The following is a 17,844-nucleotide window of genomic DNA, read 5'->3' on the forward strand; positions in this document are numbered from 1 at the left end:
TCCATCGGATCGGTGCCGGTCTCCCCGAGGACGGCGGCCCAGTCGGGCGTACCGCCCGTGGCGTAGTACTCCGCCACGGCATGCAGGAAGCGGGCCGGGCCGCTCTCGCCGCACCGCAGGGTCGCCCGGGCGACGGCGGGCCTGCCGGATCGTTCGATGGCGGTTTCGAGTTCGGAGGTCAGCAGCGGGTGCGGGCCGACTTCGAGGAAGTAGCTGTGGCCGTCTTCGAGTGCGGCGGCGGTGGCGTCCTGGAGCCGGCCGGGTTCGCCCGGATTCCGGATCCCATGGGCGGCGTACGGTCCGTGGCCTTGCCGCCGGCCGCCGGTGGCGGAGGAGTAGAACGGGACACGGGCGCCGCGCGGTGTGATGTCCGCCAGGCCGACGAGGCCGTCGCCCGGTGTCCGCGGCCGGTCCGCTCCTGCGATCACGCGGGCGCTGTCGTCGAGCGACAGCAGGCCCGCGACGTGAGCCGCGGCGATCTCGCCGAGGCCGATTCCGGCCACCGCGCCGGGTTCCACCCCGGCGGCCCGCCACATCGCGGCCAACGACACCATGACCGAGAACAGGGCGGCGGACACCGCGGCGTCGGGGAGCATGGGCGCGGGTACGTCGTCGCACCGCCCGGTCGGCGTTTCCGGGGTGTTCAGCGTGTCCGGCAGCGGCCAGCCGAGGTACGGGGCGAACGCGTCGGCGCACTCCCGCAGCCGGGCGGCGAAGACCGGTGAGCACTCCGCCAGTTCGCGTGCCATGCCGGGCCGTGGGGAGCCGTGCCCGGGGAAGACGAACACCGGGCCGCCCGGCTCGCCACGGTGACTGCCCTCGGTGACCTGGGGCGCCGCGGTGCCCGCGACGAGGGCGTCGAGACCGGCGAGGAATGCGTCCGGCTCCTCGCCGACGATCACGGCCCGGTACGGCAGGGTGCCGGGGGTGGTCCGCAGCAGGCCCCGCCCGACAGCTTCGGGGTACCACCCCACACGCTCGTCCAGCCAGGTGCGGAGCACACGGGCCTGGTCCCGTACCGCGTCCGCGTCGCGCCCGCAGAGCACCCAGGGCCGGGGCAGGCCCGCTCCTGAGAACAGTGGGACAGACGAGGTGGTACGAGCGTGATCGGACACGTTTTCTCCCGCTGTGTCGGGGCGGAGCCGGGGTGAACGGTGGAGGTGGCTCCTGGCCCGTACGGTCGCCGCCCATGCGGGCGCGCGGATGCCAGGGGGTGGTCGCCGGTGGCGAGAATCACCCGGTGCTGTCCGATTATCCGGACGGGCGACTCGTGGATTCCCTACAAGGAATTGAGCGGCACTAAGGAAAACCTTGTTCCGAATTCAGTAGCGAGAGAAGAGTTGGCCGCCTGGGCGGCGACGAGGAGGGAGTGAGTCAGGAGGCCAGGCGCTCAAGATGAGCCACGGCGACCTCGACGCCGGGCAGTGCGAGCATCTCCTTCTGAGCGCGCTGCGTCACGGCGGTCACCGGCGGGTCGTCGAGCAGTCGGTGGCACGCCTGCGCCATAGCCTCCGGGCCGCGTTCGGACACGTGTGTGCCAAGGCCGAGCTCCGCTACCCGCTCGGCGTTGTACTTCTGGTCGCCGAACATGGGCCGTACGGCCATCGGCACTCCGGCGCGTACGGACTCCCGGATGCTGTTGTAGCCGCCGTGGGTGAGGAACAGCGCCGCCCGTTCCAGCAGAAGCTGCTGCGGGAAGCGGTCGACCACCCGCACGTTGTCCGCGGCCAGGTCCTCGTCCACCGGCATGCCGAGGGTGGACACCACGGCCGAGCAGTCCACGGTGGACAGCGCCCGGACGACGGTGTTCAACGGTTCGGCCGGATCGTACTCGGGGACGGGAGCGCCGATCTGCCGGGCCTTGTCCAGGAAGCCCAGTACGGTGCCGGGCAGTCCGGTGCCCAGTGAGGCGAGGACCAGCGGCCGGTCGGCGGGCAGCTCGTGCAGCCAGTCGGGCAGGGTCTCGCCGCGGGTGACGGTGCGCGGCTGCCGGTAGGCCACCGCCTCGGGGGCGACGGGGCGGGCGAAGGAGTACGTCACCGGCATGCAGTCGAACCGCCCGTGCCGGTACACCGACACCGGGTCGTCCGCCGGGGGCAGGCCGGCCTCCCGGCGACGGTCGTTCAGCATCGGCAGAATCAGCTCGGGGTCGAGGAACTGCCCGGAGCCCGACGGAGCCGGGACGTGCGGGACGCCCAGCGCCTCCGCTGCGAGCAGGGCGGCGAACTCATAGCCGTCGCGGAGGATGACGTCGGGCCGGAAGTCGCGGGCGATCGGCAGCAACAGGCCGTACGCCTCGTGGAGCTGGGGACCGCAGCCCAGGGTGGCCCACAGGTCGTGGGCGAAGCGGCTGAACTCCGCCGGGATCGGCAGCCTGCCCTCCAGGAGCAGCCGCATGCCCTGCTGGGTGATGTCGGTGAACACCCCTGTCACCCGCGCGGCCTCGCCGTCGAACACGGGCACCAGCTGGGCCGCGGTGACCACGAGGACGTCGTGCCCGGCCTCCGCGAGCGCGCGCACCAGCGGAAGCGAGGCACGCGCGTGCGAGGTCGATCCGGTGATACTGCACAGAACCCTCATCGGGGCGAACCTTTCCTTGAACCGGGGACGAAGGTGTCGGGGGTGTGCCCCGTCAGCGAGGCTCGGGCGACGGAAGCCCGGGGGCGGGGTGCACGACCGGGCGTACGCCTACTCCGTGCCAGGCGATCCTGGCCGTGCGCAGCGCTTCGGGGTCGAGGTGGTTGCGGGTGTCCACGATCACCGCCCGGTCCAGGACGGCGGCCATGCGGCCCCAGTCCAGGTCACGGAATTCCGGCCATTCGGTGAACAGCACCAGGCCCGCCGCGCCCTTGGCCGCCTGGTACGGGTCGTCGACGATGGTGACGCCGGGCACCGGCTCCGGCGGGTGGCTGCCCGTACTCAGCGCCGGGTCGTAGGCGACGAGTTCGGCACCGAGCCGGGACAGCTCCTGGGCGATGGCGGTCGCCGGGGAGTCCCGCAGATCGTCGGTACCCGCCTTGAAGGTGAGCCCGAGTACACCGAGCCGGACGCCGTCGAGCGGGGCCGCGGAGTCGGTGCCGCAGACTCGCGCGATCTTGTCGGTGATGCGCTCGCGCTGGTGGACGTTGACGTCGATGGCGGCACGCAGCATCCGGAAGTCGATGTCCGCGGACTCCGCCGCCCTGAGCATGGCGCGGGTGTCCTTGGGCAGGCACGAGCCGCCCCAGCCGGGACCGGGCCGCAGGAACGCGCCGCCGATCCGGTGGTCCTTGCCCAGGGCGGTGGTGACCTGCCCGATGTCGGCACCCACCCGCTCACACAGTTCCGCGATGACGTTGACGTAGGACAGTTTCACCGCGAGGAAGCAGTTCGCCGCGTACTTGATCAGCTCGGCGCTCGCGGCGTCGGTGATCATCATCGGAGCGTCCAGCTTCGCGTAGAGGGCGGCCACGTGCTCGGCGGCCTCGCGGGACTCGGCCCCGACCACGACGCGGTCGGGGTGCAGGAAGTCGTGTACGGAGGTGCCCTCGCGCAGGAACTCCGGGTTGCTCGCCACCTGCACGTCCGGGCGGCCGAGCCGCCGGGTCAGCCGCGCCGCGGTGCCCACCGGCACGGTGGACTTGGTGACCAGTACGCAGCCGGGACGCAGCCGGTCCCGGATCTCATCGATGACCGCGTCCACCGCGGTCATGTCCAGATCACCGTCCTGGCTCATCGGTGTGCCGACGCAAGAGAACACCGTGTCCGCCTCGCGTACCGCTTCCCCGGCGCCCAGGACGAAGGTCAGCAGGCCGGAGTCGAGGCCGGCGCGCACGAGTTCGGGGAGGGACTCCTCCCGGATCGTCACCTCGCCGCGGGACAGCCGCTCGACCTTGGCCGGGTCCACGTCCGCGCACACCACCCGGTGCCCCAGCGAGGCCAGACAGGCACCGGCGGTCAGCCCTACGTAACCGGTGCCGATGACAGCGATGTTGTGCCGGCGCACGGGCAGCCACCTCGTTTTCTCGGGGGTCGGGTCCGGGGTCAACAGTTTTCGCGGGCGAGCAGGGCGCTGATCGATTCCGCGGCGCGGACGGCCAGGGCCACGCTGGTCAGCGTCGGGTTGACGGCGGTGGAGGTGGGGATGACCCCGTTGCCGCCGACGTAGAGGTTCTCGAAACCCCACACGCGGGAGAACGAGTCGCAGACCGAGGTGCCGTCGTCCGCCGCGCCCATGCGGACCGTCCCCTGGTAGTGCTTGGAGCTGCCGGCCGGGAACAGTTCCGGTTCGTTGCCGGGCAGGAAGTCGCCCAGCCTGGCCGCGATCTTCTCCTGGTCGGCCCGGGCGCGTGCGATCCCCTCACGGTCGCGCTCGGTCAGCGAGTAGTGGATGGTCATCTTCGGCATCCCGTAGGCGTCGGCCTCGGTGGTGGAGAACTCCACCCGGTCGCTCGCCTGGATCTCCTTGGCCCCGTACCAGACCATGCCGACGAACAGCTCCGGATCGACGCCGTCGATCGGCGAGGTGTCCAGCGTCATGACCTGCCCGTGGCTCGTCCTGCCGGGGTCGGCGAACGGCACCCAGAACCGGCCGGTCTCCAGGTCGCGGATGTCGCCGGTGAAGTCCACCGAGCCGCGCGCCTCGATCCCCGCGGCGGGACCGTCCTTGACCTGCACGGAACTCACCGTCTTGGGCTGGTCGTTGAGGTAACGGCCGAGCGCGTGCGGCCGGATGCCGGAGGCCCACAGCAGCTGCGGGGTGCGCAGCGCGTCCGCGGCCACCGCCACGGCTCGGGCCCCCACCTTGAACTCCGCGCCGCTGGGGAGGTGTTGCAGCACCGCACCGAGGGCCCGGCCGTCCTCGAACAGCACGCGGCGGCAGATGGTGTCCGCCGCGATCCCGAACCGGCCGTCGCCACCGTGGGCGAGGGGCCCGAGGACCACGTCCGGGCCCGCCCATCGCGGCAGCGCCCCGGAACGCGGGGTGCAGGCGAGCGGCATGGGCTGCACGTGCCTGCCGTCGGGGTAGTCGCCGTCGAACAGTTCGCTCAGCGTCTTGAGTACGAGCTGACCGCCCGCGGTGTCCTCGAAGGCATCCTGGGTGACCGAGAGGAGGTCCTCGGCCACCCCCAGCGCGGCGTCGAGTTCCTCGTCGGGGAGGAACGGGACGCGCTCGCTGTCCAGCGGACGCGGGGCGGTGCATGCCCAGTGCACACCCATGCCGCCGACGTTGCTGGACATCACCGCGGCGGGCATGCCCTCCTGTTCCGGCTGCTCCTCACACCGTGGTGCGACCAGGTGCGTGCCGCGGTCGGCGTACTTCTTGACCAGCGCCTGGTCCTCGCCCGGCGCGGTCCGGGGATCGCGCCCCTGGGACTTGGCCTGCAACTCCCCCCGCTCCTGGGCGGGGAGGTTGCTCAGGTGCAGACCGGCTTCCCCGGTCAGGCGCGGGCCCAGGTCGGCCATGAGGATCCGCGCGGACGGGACCGCTTCGTGGACTCTGCGAGCGATGGCCGATCCTACCGGGCCGCTACCGACGACGAGCAGGTCGACTTCGGTGGGGAGTTCGGGTCGGCTCATGCTTGCGCGCTCCTTGTCCTCGTCCTGGGTGCTGAGTGCTGGGTACTGTGTGCGGTGTGCCGGGCCTCGTCCTGGCCCTGGCGCTGCGCATCCGGCCGGAACGGATCAGACCGCGGACCGGACGGCCGTGTAGTACTCGCGGATCGTCTTGAGGAACTCGGGGTTCATCCGGGCCTTGGCGAGGATCTCGGCGGGCGGCGTGTAGTCGTCGTCCACCTCGTCGGCGAACTTGGCGTAGTCGGCGCGCAGTTGGGCCTCGATGACCTTCGGCCAGGCGTTCGGGATGGTCCACTCGTCCTCGTAGCCGGTGGCGAGCAGGTGCACCACGGCGGTGTCCACGATGTCCGCACGGCTCTGCGCCTGGATCGGCGCGCGGACCGGGCTGAACGTGCTCAGGTCGTGCTCCGGCTCCTCGCCGAGCAGGCGGCGGGTCATCTCCTGGGCGAGCAGCGGCGACAGGTGGAGGCCGTCGCGGTAGGTGCCGGTCATCATCCACAGGCCGTCCAGGCTGGTCTCGCCGATGAGCGGGAAGCCGTCGAAGGCCACGGGCCGGTTGCCGACCTGGACCTTCGCCATGCCACTGGCGTCGAGGTCCCTGCGCAGCTGGCGCAGTGCGCAGTGCAGCAGGAAGGTGGTGTCACGGATGCTCGGCGCGTCCGCCGGCTCCGGTTCGATCGCGTTCGTGGCGCCGAGATAGACCTCACCGCGGCCGCGCGGCACCAGGTGCAGGCCGCAGGCGAAGGCGCGGTTCGGCGTGCGCAGCACGCTGGTCGGGGCGGGCTTGTCCGGGTCGATGCGGGCCACGACGGAGACGCCGACTCCGGCGCACAGCCGCGGTATGCGGGCGGCGACGCCGGGCACGGTGTCGAGCAGGGCCTGGGAGGCGGCGCCGGCTGCGAGCACCACCTGGCCGGCGGAGACGGTGTCGCCCGTGGTGAGCCGGACGCCGGTGATCTTGCCGCCGGACGTCACCAGCTCCTCGCCGAACCCGGCGACCAGCACGCCGCCGGCCTTGACGTACGCGTCCTCGAGCCGCTCCAGCAGACCGTCCGCGTTCACCGCGTGCTCACCGGGCACGAACATGCCCATCAACGGGCGGGTGGTCGGGTTGGGGTCGAGCCACTCGATGTCGGCCGGGTCGATGTCCTCGTACGGCTCCTTGTACCGCTCCAGGGTCTCCCGGATGGCCGTGTAGTTGGCGGAGTCGATGCCCGGGACGCCGACGGAGTTGAGCAGCATGACCGTGCCGTCGGCGACGCGGAGGTCCTCGGTCTTCCCGGTGTCCTCGGCGAGCCCGGCGAGCCAGTCGGCCCAGAGCTTGCTCGCCTGTACGCCGAGGTCGAGCTTGCCGCGGCCCTGTTCGCTCTTGAGGAGCGTCGTGGTCACCTCGCCGAACGCGCCGAGCATGGCACCCGCAGCGGTGGAGGCGGCCCACGGCCGGTCTCCCCGGCCGAGCACGGCGACCCTGGTGCCGCGCCGGGCGAGGGCCAGGCCCAGGGACAGGCCCAGCACGCCGTTGCCGACGACAAGGACTTCGAACGTGCGGCCTGCCGGGTTTTCGCTAGTCATCGCTTGAGTCTTCCCATCCTGTGAAACCGCCGCTCAGGGCATGGTTGTTCGGGGCATCCGGTCTTGTCAGGGCTGTCCTGCGCCGCTGCGCGGAAGTTCGGCGAGGACTTTGGCCACGCCCTCCACGACGTCATCGATCTCCTGGTCCCCGCCCAGCAGGACCTGGTGCGGGATCATGAGTCCGCGATGTCCGAGCCGCTCCGCGTTCGGGCAGCGCCGGGCGATGTCCTCGACCGATTCGTCGCCGGTCCTGGCGGTCCAGAACGCCTCGGTGCGGTGGATCGCCGGGTTGCCGCCGAAGGCGGGGATGCCCTCCGCGAGCAGGGCGTGGGCCACGGTGTCCCGGTCCAGGCCGCCGAGTTCCCCGGGGTCCAGGACGAACATGGTCATGTAGTGCGGATTGACGGTGCACCGTTCGTCGCGTCCCTGGGGGATGATCCCGGGGATGCCGGACAGTGCCGCGGCGAGCTTCTCGTGCCGGCGCTCGCGTTGCTCCGTCTGCGCGGCGAGGCGGCCGAGCTGCACCCGGAGCACCGCCCCGGTGAGCTCGGGCATACGGTAGTTGGACGAGGCGGTGCGCAGGCTCAGGTCGCGGGCCCGGCCGCAGTTGTGGCGCGTGCGCGCGTCCTCGTAGCTCTCCTCGGTCGGCAGCAGCAGGGCGCCGCCCTCGCCGGCGGTCAGGACCTTGGTCTCCTGGAAGGAGAAGGTGGCCATGGAGCCGAGCTGGCCGAGTCCCCGGCCGCGCCACCTGGCGCCGTGCGCCTGCGCCGCGTCCTGGATCACCGTGATCCCACGGGGGTCCGCCCAGGCGGTGATGGCGCCCATGTCGGCGATGTGGCCGCCGATGTGGACCGGGATGACCGCCCGAGTGCGTTCGGTCACCACCGCTTCGAGTCCGGCGGGATCCAGGCAGAAGGTGACGGGGTCCACGTCCACCGGCACGGGGATCCCGCCACGGCGCTGGACCGCGGTGGAGGTGGCGATGAACGTGTACGCGGGCACGATCACCTCGTCACCGGGCCGCAGCCCGATGACCTCCAGCGCGAGTTCGAGAGCATGTGAACCGTTGGTCACCGCGAGCGCGGCGGGCGCGTCATGGAACTCGGCGAACTCTTCTTCGAAGAGGTCCACTTCCTTGCCGCCGTGGCGCCACCAGGACCCCTGGTCCAGCGCCCGCACCACGGCTGCGCGCTCCGAGTCGTCGAACTGCGGCCAGTCAGGAAAGGGCGCGGTGCGCACTTTCGGCCCGCCGTTCATGGCCAGCATGAGCGTTTCCTCCTCGGTGCGGAGCGAATGTCCAGGTGGTCAGACGGGGACGGTGCCGAAGGCGCCGCGGGTACCGAAGGGGTCGAGCTGCATGTCGAGCCCGCACTCCTCCTTCCACCGCTCGGTGATCTCCTTGCCCCCGGCGCGGTTCACGTCGTCGAGCAGCACGCTCGCCCCGGGGGCGAGGAAGTCCCACAGCACCGGAACCGCGGGGTAGCGGGCCATCGTGCGCCCCCGCTCCCAGCCGGGTGGCCCGTCCACCAGCAGCAGGTCGACCGGGCCGTGCTTCTCGGTGTAGGCCCCGACCTCTTCGGTGACCGTCTTGGGCGCGTACCAGTCCACGTCCTTCACCGCGGCGGGGTGCTCCTCCAGCGGCGCGTGGATGACCGTCGCCACCTCGGAAAGGCCCTCGGCGGCCAGCTGCGTGGCGACCCGGTCGGCCCACTCCCCGTCGTGCTCCAGCGACAGCATGTGCCCGTAGCCACGCTGCGCCATCATCCGTGCGAACATCACCGTCGAGGTGCCGCTGCCGCACTCCAGGAGGACCTTGCGGTCCCGCAGGGCGATGTCGTCCAGCACCTTGATCATGGCGCTCGGCCGCAGTGAGACCACGGAGAACGGCAGGTACGGCCCGTTGTTCAGCAGCGGGGACAGTCGTATCCACGAGGCCAGGTCGTAGAACGCCTGCAGGAACTGCGCTTCCATCTGCCCGTCTCCAATCTTTCGTAAGGTGAATCGGCCGTGTTCCGTGTGTCAGCCGACGAGTCGTGCGAGATGGTCGACGGCGGCGTCCACCGGAGGCAGCGACAGCATGCGCCGCTGGGCCTTACGCGCCTGCTGGGCGAACCTCGGGTCCTCCAGCAGCCGGGTGCAGGTCTCGGCGACGGCGTCCGCGTTCGCCGCGGGGACGCGTAGCCCGAGCCCGAGTTCCTCGACCCGGTTGGCGTTGTGCAGCTGGTCGCTGACCTCGGGGAGCACGGCCATCGGCACGCCGGCCCTGACCGCTTCGCGGACGCTGTTGTAGCCGCCGTGGGTGAACAGCAGCTGGGCGCTCTCCAGCAGCAGCGGCTGCGGGATGCGCTCGAAGACCCGTATGTTGTCGCCGACGACGTCCTGGTTGAGCGGCATGCCACGGGTGGCGACGATCGCGGTGCAGTCCACTTCGGACAGTCCCTTGACGATCGCGTTGAGGGGGTTGGCGTCGCCCTGCATCAGGGCGTCGACCATGACGGCGGGATCGACCTGGACGTCGCCCATACCCTCGAACATGTGCCCGGCGACCAGTCCGTCGAAGAACAGGCCCAGGATGCGCGGGAACACACTGCTGGACATCACCGAGGCGAACACGTTGGTGCTGGACACCACGACCAGCGGGCGGTCGGTGGGGATGTCCTGAAGCCACTCGGGCCCGGTCTCGTCGCGGACGATGCTCGAAGGCTGCTGGTAGGCGAAGGTGTCCGGGATGTCGTAGGTGGCGAACGAGTAGTCCGGCGGCATGCAGTCGAAGCGGCCGTTGGCGTAGATGGCCTCCGGCTCGGCCCCGGCGGGCAGGCCCAGCTCCGAGCGGCGTTCGTTCAGCTCCGCCAGCACCAGCTTGGGGTCCAGGTACTGCCCGCCGCCCGATGGGGCGGTGACGTGCGGGATGCCGAGCGTCTCGGCGACCAGGTAGCCGGCGAACTCGACACCGCTGCGCAGCACGATGTCCGGGCGGAACTCGTGGGCGGCCTCCAGCAGTTGCCGGTAGGCGTCCGTGACGTGCGGCCCGCAGGAGGTGGCGACGAGCGTCTCGGGCGCGAACGGATCACTGGGCATCGCCTCGATCCGCTTCTCCTGCAACAGGCGGAGCACGATCTCGGCCATGTCGGTGAACAGCGGCTTGACCCGCATCGGCTCACCGTCGAACACATCGGCCATCTCCGGCGGCGAAACCACCAGGACCTCGTGGCCCGCCTCGGCCGCCGCCCGTGCCAGGGGAAGCAGGGCACGCGCGTTCGAGGGCGACAGCGCGATGCTGCACAGAATGCGCACAACTATTCCTTTCCACGCGGGAGCGGAGTCGGCTGCCGCGGACAATCGCGGGCGAGAACGGGAGGATCACACCGCCCGAGCGCTCCGACCATCGCTATGGTCCGGCCTCGCACTCAGTGTTTTCCTGAGTATTCAGCGCGCTTTTCCGCCGCCGGTGCATCCGACGGTATGCGATTCCGCAGCGCTTACCCAGTTCCTCGTTTCCATCGGCGGGTAACCGGCACCCGAACCGTCGCTCGCCAAGGAATTCAGGTCGTCCCACTCCGGGAGAATCACGGTGTCCGGCCACTCCAGGAGACCGCACGCCGCAGCTTTTCCTCGCGCATCGACGGGGAGACCAGCGAGTCCACCACATCGCGGATGGCCGGATACCGGAAGGCGTACTGGGTTTCCCCGGCCGGGGAACCGTGCCGAGAGCGCCGCAGGAGGTCGCGCCGCTCCAGACAGTCCAGCCACTTCGCGGCTTCCGCCCGGTCCCCGTCGCCGACGGCCGCGACGCTCTCGGCGCAGAACACCCCACCGAGCGCCGAGGCGTTGACCAGCACGGCCTTGGCATCCGGCGGCACCGTATCCACCCGGGACGCGATCACCCGGTGCACGTATTCCGGCAGCGGCGGTACCGTCGATCCGGGCAGGGGACGCTCCCGCAGCTCATGGGCGTACTCGACGGCGAACAGCGGGTTCCCGCCGATCCGCGTGATCAGCTCCTGCCGCAACTCGCCCGGCAGTGTGTACCCATCGCGCGCGAGCAGGGCGGCCAGCAGCCCGGCGGTGGCCTCCGCCGACAGCGGGTCCAGGGTGAGGGTGAGGGCGTCGCGCAGGCCACCGCCCCAACCCGGCCGGGCGTCGAGCAGTTCAGGCCGGGCGGTCACCGCCACGAGCATCGGCACGGTGCCCGCGGTGTCGCCCAGGCACTGGATGAAGTCCAGCACAGACGCGTCGGCGAGATGCGCGTCCTCGAAGACGACCACCAGGGGCCGTTCCCCGGCGAGTTCGGCCAAGAACCGCCGCCACACCTCACCGTCCGCCGTCAGGGCGGCCGCATCCTGGCCCTCGGACCGGAGCAGCTCCCGCAGCCGCACCAGCATCCCGGTGCCCGTCTCACCGGTGCCGAACAGACGGTGGACCTTGTGGGCCAGCTTGTCGTCCGCCGAGGCGGCGGAGTCACTCGGCTCGATCCCGGCCGCTTCGGCCACGATCCGCCGGAGGGGGCCCAGCGGGGCGCCCCGGTCGGGGAACGATCCGCGCCCGGTCAGCACGGTGAACTCGCCGGAGCCGCGCCCGGCCATGGCGACGAGTTCGGCGACCAGCCTGCTCTTGCCCAGGCCCGGCTCACCGAGCACGGTCAGGAAGTGGGGACGCCGCCGTCGGCGTACGTCGTCGAGCAGCCCGCGCAGCTGCTCGACCTCGCGCTCACGGCCCATCAGGGCAGGCGGCCCGTCCGCACGGGCGTGATCGGGGCGGACGACGACGGGTTCGGATCCCCCGCCCGGCTCCTCGACCGGCTCGTACTCGACGGTGCGCTCGCTGCTCCTGCGCGTGGCCGCGCACACCCGGATCCCGCCCGGGGGCACGGTTTCCAGCAGCCCCATGCAGCTCTCCGGGACGGCGCCGCTGACCACGGGGATCGCACCGGTGCCGTCCGCAGCGCAGGTGACGAGCACCTCGCCGGTCGCCACGGCCACCCGGACCGCGGTCTCCGCGCGCGCCGGGGCCGGCGCCTGACCGGTGGGGTCTGGGCGGCCTGGTCCCCGGCAGCCGAGCCGGTCCCGGATGGCCAGCCCGGCCTGCACGGCGCGGGCCGCGTCGTCCTCCCCGGTACGGGGAACGCCGAACAGGGCGAAGGTGACAGGACCGATAACGCCGGAGACCTTGCCGCCGTGGCGTTCGATCTCCTCACGGATGGTGGCCGTGAGGCAGCCGGCCGGCTGCGCGGCGTCTTCGGGGGCGCCCTGCGACCTTCCGCCGGGATGGGTGCGCACCAGCAGCATGCTCAGCTGCTTGCGCTGCTCGGTGAGGCCGCCGCCCGACGGGGCCGGCGGGGTGGACCTGCGCGCCGCCACGTGCCGCGCCATCCCGACGATGGCGGGCGGGGTGCCGGTCTCGGCCCGCGCCGGTCGTGGCGGGGCCGTCCGTCGGCCGGCGGACCCGGTACCGGCCGGTGCGAGCCGGGGCGGCGGTGCGGGCTGCGGCGGCGTCCTGCGGGAGAGCCGGGCGGGCGGGCCGCCGCGCTTGGCCTCACTCTCCTGAGCGATGATCCCCAGCGCGTCGGGCTGAGACAGCACCGGGTCGTGTTCGAGGATCGCCCGCTCCATGTCACGCAGTACGCGGCCGGGCTCCAGGCCCAGCTTGTCGGCGAACGCGGTCCTCGTACGGCGGTAGAGCTCCAGCGCGTCCACCTGGCGGCCACAGCGGTAGAGGGTCAGCAGCAACTCGGCGCACAGCCGTTCCCGTACCGGCTCCGCGACGACCAGCGCCTCCAGTTCCTGCACCACCTCGTGATGTCCGCCGCAAGCCAGCTCCGCCTCGAACAGGTCCTCCTGCACGGTGAGGCGCGCCTGCTGGATCCCGGTCAGCTCCGGCCAGTCCGCACCGGCCTCGGCCAAGTCCGCCAGGACCGGGCCCTGCCACATTTCCAGCGCCGTCCGGAGGGTTTTCGCCGCGGCGATCCAGGACCCGGCCGCGAGTTCGGCACGTCCCCTGTCCGCCGTCCCCTGGTAGGCGGTCAGATCCAGCGCGTCGGTGTGCACGCTGAGCAGGTAGCCGGGCGCGTGGGTCAGCAGCATCGGTGCGGGGGCGGCACCCTCGCCGGCCCCACCGCCCCCGCGGTCCACGATGCCGGCCTCGCCGCCCTCGCCCTCGATGTCCTCGGCGGACAGCAGACCGCGCAGGCTGGAGATCGCGTTCTGCAGCATCTTCCGAGCCGTAGGCGGCGGGTTGCCCGTCCACAGCGCACGCAGCAGGGTGCTGGTCGCCACCACCTGGTTCGCGTGCAGCAGGAGGAATCCGAGTGCGGCGCGCTGTTTGATCCCGCCCAGCGCCACGGGGCCACCTCGACCGAGGACAGTCAGCGGACCCAGCACCCGGAACTTCATACCGAAATCGCTCCCGTTCCATCCGCCGCGGTGGACATCCCCACATTCCGCCGACCGGAATGCCCGAGAGCACGCACGCCGAGGGGTGGGCGCCTGGGCCCCCGTCGGCCCGGCCAGGATGCTACGGGAGCGCTACTGGGGAAATCACCGGCTTCGGCTCCGGGGCGAAGGGCGAGGGCGAGTCAGGAGGCGCGCCAGCGCAGCGACCGGTCGGCGATGGTGAGGGCGAGCGCCGTCATCACGGTCAGCACCAGGATGTCGAGGCCGAAGGTGGCATCGATGTTGTCACTGACGCTGCGCCGGATGGCGTCCGACCCGTAGGTGGTGGGCATGACCCAGCTCAGGGCTTTCAGCGGCAGCGGCAGGGCCTTGGCCGGGATGAGCAGAGGAGCGCCGAGCAGCAGGACGAAGTTCAGCACGTAGGTGACGATCGAGATCAGCTCGATGCGGTCGATCAGGCTGCCGATGACCAGGCCGAGCGCCGCGAGCGGGAGCGCGGTCAGCGGATAGACGATGAGGAGCATCGGCGACAGTGTCAAGTCCAGGCCGTAGAGCAGCCGCACCGCGATCAGCGAGGTCACCAGGCCCGGCGCGATGAGCAGCAGACGGGCGGCGACGAACGCCATCACGAACGCCACCTTGCTGATCGGCAGGGAGGCGTAATACAGCATCGATCCCTCGGCCTTGATCGCACCGATCCGCTGCGCGATCGCCGTGGTGCCCAGTGCCGCGATCGCGAACACGCCGGAGCCACTGGCGATGTACGTCAGGCTCAGCTCGTCGGTCAGCCCGGAGCCGATCCGGGAGAAGCCGAACACCATCGTCAGCGGCATGAAGATGCCGAACACCATGTGCACGTGCCAGGAGGTGCGGACGGTCAGCATGTGCTCGAACCACAGGTACTTGAACGAGGTGCCGAACCGGCCGAGCCGCTCCCGCAAGGGCATCCGGCCCCGGCCCTGGGACTGGGCCCGGGCGCGGGCCCGGCGGGACGTCCCGGAGACCGGCGCCGCGGGTTCGGCGGAGGGGGGCTCGGCGGAGGGTGGTTCGCCGGCGGGGAGCTCGGCGGAGGGGGGTTCGGCGGCGGGGGATTCGCCGGAGGGGAGTTCCATGGCCGCTGGCCGGTGGCCGTTCGGCGCGGCGGCGGCCGCCGTCTTCCCCGCGTCACCGCTCTCCGCTGAGCCGCCGCCTCCCGCCGGAGTCGTCACCAGTTCCCTGGCGGCCGCGGCATCGGAGTCCTGTCTCGGGTTCAGGGTGAGGTAGACGTCTTCCAGGGTCGGACGGGCGAAGCGGAAGTCGTCGACACGCTTCACGCCGATATCGGTGACCAGCACCTCGATCAGCGGTTGGAGCCGGTCCGTCGCCGCGGTGATCAGGTAGTTGCCGCTGCGGTTACCCTGGCTGACCTCACCGACCGTGCTGAGCCGCGAAATCTCCTCCGGGGTGAGGCTGCCGCCGTCGCGGACGAACAGCTCCAGCCGCGCGTGCGCGCCGATCTGCTCCTTGAGTTCACCGGGCGTGCCCATCGCGGTGATCCGGCCGCCGTGCATCACCGCGACCCGGTGCACGGCCTTCTCGGCCTCCAGCACGTTGTGTGTCACCAGGACGACCGTGGCGCCCTCGAGGGTGCTGCGGCGCTCGATCATCTCCCAGATGAGACGCCGGTTGTGCGGATCCAGCTCATTGGTCGGCTCGTCCAGCACGATCAGCTCGGGGTGGCCCATCAGCGTCATGCCGAAGTTCACCAGGCGCATCAGGCCGCCGCTGAGCCGCTCCACCTGACGGTCGGCGTATGGGCCGAGGCCCAGCTCGTCGATCAACGCGTCGGTCTGGCGGCGGGCGTCGGCCTCGCTCTGGCCGCGCAGCCTGCCGGTGTAGTGCAGAGCGCGACGGGTCTCGATCAGCCGCATGGAGAGCCCCGCCTGCGGCAGGAAGCCGACAGTGGACTTCACCGTCTCCGGGTAACGGGTCACATCGACGCCGTTGACCATGATCGAACCGGAGGTGGGCCGCACGAGTCCGAGCAGCTGCAACACCAGCGTCGTCTTACCGGCGCCGTTCGCGCCGAAGAGGCCGAAGACCTGCCCGCGGGGCACGCTGAAGCTCAGGCCGTCATTGGCCTTGATCAGCTCTCCGTTGCGCCCCGGATAGGCGCGTACAAGATCGCGCACCTCGACCGCCGTATCGCCACTCGTTTTGACCATGCCCCACGCCCTATCGCCTCATCGGCTCACGAACCGGGCACGCGCCACTGATCCGCCGCCTACGTATCGGGTTTCTCGTGCTCAGCGGACCCGGCACGAACGCATCGCGCTACCGCGAGCGAAAAATTTCCACGGCTTCGCACCCAAGCTATGTCAGGCGCGATCCTCGCGTCATTGGAACTTCTCCACTGTTCGCCCAGCGGGAATGCCCGCCGACGTCGCCGAACCGTTTACCACGGGAACGTCTCGGGTTTTCCCTATCCTGTTTACGATCCGCCGAGCTCCTCGTCGAGGAAAGCGAACATCTCGTCATCCGACGCGGCGTCGAAGTCGAGCTCGGCGGAGTTCTCCTGGGCGCGCAGTGTGGCCCACCGGGACCTGAGGACTTCGATCCGTCCCGCGATCTGCTTGTGCGCCGTGGCGTCCACGCTCACCTTCGCGATCACCTGCTCCAGTTTGTCCAGCGTGGCGAGGATCGAGCCGGAGCCCTCGACTTCCGCCGACACCAGCTGAGTGTGCAGATGGGCCGCGAGCTCGCTCGCCGTCGGGTAGTCGAGGGCCAGCGTGGCCGGAAGCCGCAGCCCGGTCGCCGTGCTCAGTGCGTTGCGCAGTTCCACCGACGTCAGCGAGTCGAAACCGAGATCGCGGAATGCGCGGGACGGATCGACCGCGGCCGCGCCGTCATGCCCGAGTACCGCCGCGACGTGTCCGCACACCAGACCCAGCAGGGCATCGCGTTGCTCGGCCTCGTCCATTCCGGCCAGCCGCTGTACGAGGCCGGGGTCCGTGGCGGCCCGGCCTGCCGCGCGGCGGCTCCGGACCAGGCCGCGCAGTCGCGGCGGCACCTCGGCGCGGGCCCGCAGGGCGGGCAGGTCCAAGCGGACCGGCAACAACACCGGATCCGCCGTGGCCAGGGCGGCGTCGAACAGCGCCACCCCCTGCTCGACGGACAGCGGCGGGAATCCCGAGCGGTGCATCCGCTCCCGGTCGACGGCGCTCAGCTCACCGAGCATGCCATCGGTCTGCTCCCACGGGCCCCAGGCCAACGACACACCCGGCAGCCCCCGATCGCGCCGGTACCGCACCAGCGCGTCCAGGAACGCATTCGCCGCGGCGTAACTCCCCTGACCAGCACTGCCCAACGTGCCCGCCGCGGAGGAGAACACCACGAACGCAGACAAGTCCAAGCCCTGCGTCAGCTCATGCAGATGCCACGCCGCGTCCACCTTCGGACGCAACACCGCATCGACACGCTCGGGAGTCAGCCCACCGATGATGCCGTCGTCCAGCACCCCTGCGCTGTGCACCACCGCGGACACCTCATGCCCGGCCAGCACCTCGGCCAACGCCTCCCGATCGGCCACGTCACAGGCCACCACCTGGGCACGGGCACCCAGTCCGGCGAGTTCGCCGACGAGGTCCCCGGCACCCGGCGCGGACAGTCCACGCCGGGACAGCAGGAGCAGGTCCCGTACGCCGTGCTCGCCCGCCAGGTGCCGGGCCACCACCGCACCCAGACCGCCGGTGCCGCCCGTGATCAGAACCGTGCCCGAACCGGCCCAGGAGGCGCCGGGCTCCGGTAGGGGGTCGGGGTCCGGTGTCTGCTCCGGCTCCGGCGCTTGTGCCCGTACCAGCCGAGCCGTGAGGAGGTGCCCCTCACGGATCGCCAGTTCCGGCTCCGGCGTCGTCAGCGCCCGCGCCAGGACCGGGCCGGGAACCTCCGTACCGCTCAGGTCCAAGTCCAGGTCCAGCAGCGTGATCCGGTCCGGATTCTCCGTCTGCGCGGAGCGCATCAGGCCCCACGCCGAGGCCGCTGCCACATCATCGCCGCTGGTGGCATTGCGCGTCAGCACGACGAGTCGGGATTCGGTGAACCGCTCCCCCGCCAGCCAATCCTGCGCCAGGCGCAGGGCGTGCGACACCGTGGCGTGAACGGCTTCCACCCGCCCGGCGTCGGGCTCGGTGTTCAGCTGGACCAGCACCACGTCCGGCACCGGGTTCTCGGTCGCGGCCAACGCCGCCAGATCCGGGTACGCGTACGTTCCGGACCTTCGGTCCCCGCAGAGCGCAACAGCTCGGTCACGTCTTCCGCCAGGCCGACCGCGGCCACCTCGGGGCGCTTC

At 71.2% G+C, this 17,844-nt stretch carries 10 protein-coding genes and 1 pseudogene; all 11 read right to left on the reverse strand.

Annotated features, from left to right (window positions below):
* Positions 1–65 precede the first annotated feature (65 nt).
* Positions 66–1,115 (reverse strand): annotated as a pseudogene (locus SSOG_RS58230) (acyltransferase domain-containing protein); the annotation flags it as partial.
* Positions 1,116–1,374: 259 nt separating this feature from the next.
* The gene (locus SSOG_RS02430) at positions 1,375–2,580 is read right to left on the reverse strand and encodes a glycosyltransferase (protein WP_009712609.1); all 1,206 of its coding nucleotides are present in this window, start codon (positions 2,578–2,580) and stop codon (positions 1,375–1,377) included.
* Positions 2,581–2,632: 52 nt separating this feature from the next.
* Positions 2,633–3,985: a UDP-glucose dehydrogenase family protein gene (locus SSOG_RS02435; protein ID WP_039936377.1), complete on the reverse strand. Its 1,353-nt coding sequence runs from the start codon at positions 3,983–3,985 to the stop codon at positions 2,633–2,635.
* A gap of 38 nt (positions 3,986–4,023) precedes the next feature.
* Positions 4,024–5,559, reverse strand: a complete 1,536-nt coding sequence (locus SSOG_RS02440) for a GMC oxidoreductase (RefSeq protein WP_009712611.1) — start codon at positions 5,557–5,559, stop codon at positions 4,024–4,026.
* Between the two features lie 105 nt (positions 5,560–5,664).
* A complete protein-coding gene (locus SSOG_RS02445) occupies positions 5,665–7,128 on the reverse strand; it encodes an NAD(P)/FAD-dependent oxidoreductase (protein ID WP_009712612.1) in 1,464 nt (487 codons plus the stop codon).
* Positions 7,129–7,194: 66 nt separating this feature from the next.
* Positions 7,195–8,394 (reverse strand): DegT/DnrJ/EryC1/StrS family aminotransferase, encoded by a 1,200-nt coding sequence (locus tag SSOG_RS02450; RefSeq protein WP_342634262.1) that lies wholly within the window; start codon positions 8,392–8,394, stop codon positions 7,195–7,197.
* 39 nt (positions 8,395–8,433) lie between these two features.
* Complete coding sequence (locus SSOG_RS02455; RefSeq protein WP_039936378.1) at positions 8,434–9,099, reverse strand: class I SAM-dependent methyltransferase; 666 nt, start codon at positions 9,097–9,099, stop codon at positions 8,434–8,436.
* Positions 9,100–9,147: 48 nt separating this feature from the next.
* Positions 9,148–10,422, reverse strand: a complete 1,275-nt coding sequence (locus SSOG_RS02460) for a glycosyltransferase (protein WP_039936379.1) — start codon at positions 10,420–10,422, stop codon at positions 9,148–9,150.
* Positions 10,423–10,694: 272 nt separating this feature from the next.
* A complete protein-coding gene (locus tag SSOG_RS02465) occupies positions 10,695–13,466 on the reverse strand; it encodes an ATP-binding protein (RefSeq protein ID WP_167542455.1) in 2,772 nt (923 codons plus the stop codon).
* A gap of 233 nt (positions 13,467–13,699) precedes the next feature.
* Positions 13,700–15,721 carry an ABC transporter ATP-binding protein/permease gene (locus SSOG_RS02470; protein ID WP_009712616.1) on the reverse strand — a complete coding sequence of 674 codons (2,022 nt, stop codon included), beginning with the start codon at positions 15,719–15,721 and terminating at the stop codon, positions 13,700–13,702.
* A 266-nt stretch (positions 15,722–15,987) separates the two neighbouring features.
* Positions 15,988–17,736, reverse strand: coding sequence for a type I polyketide synthase (locus tag SSOG_RS02475; RefSeq protein WP_009712617.1), 1,749 nt, complete (start codon positions 17,734–17,736; stop codon positions 15,988–15,990).
* Positions 17,737–17,844 lie beyond the last annotated feature (108 nt).

The sequence above is a fragment of the Streptomyces himastatinicus ATCC 53653 genome (genome assembly GCF_000158915.1).
GTDB classification, from domain to species: Bacteria; Actinomycetota; Actinomycetes; order Streptomycetales; family Streptomycetaceae; genus Streptomyces; species Streptomyces himastatinicus.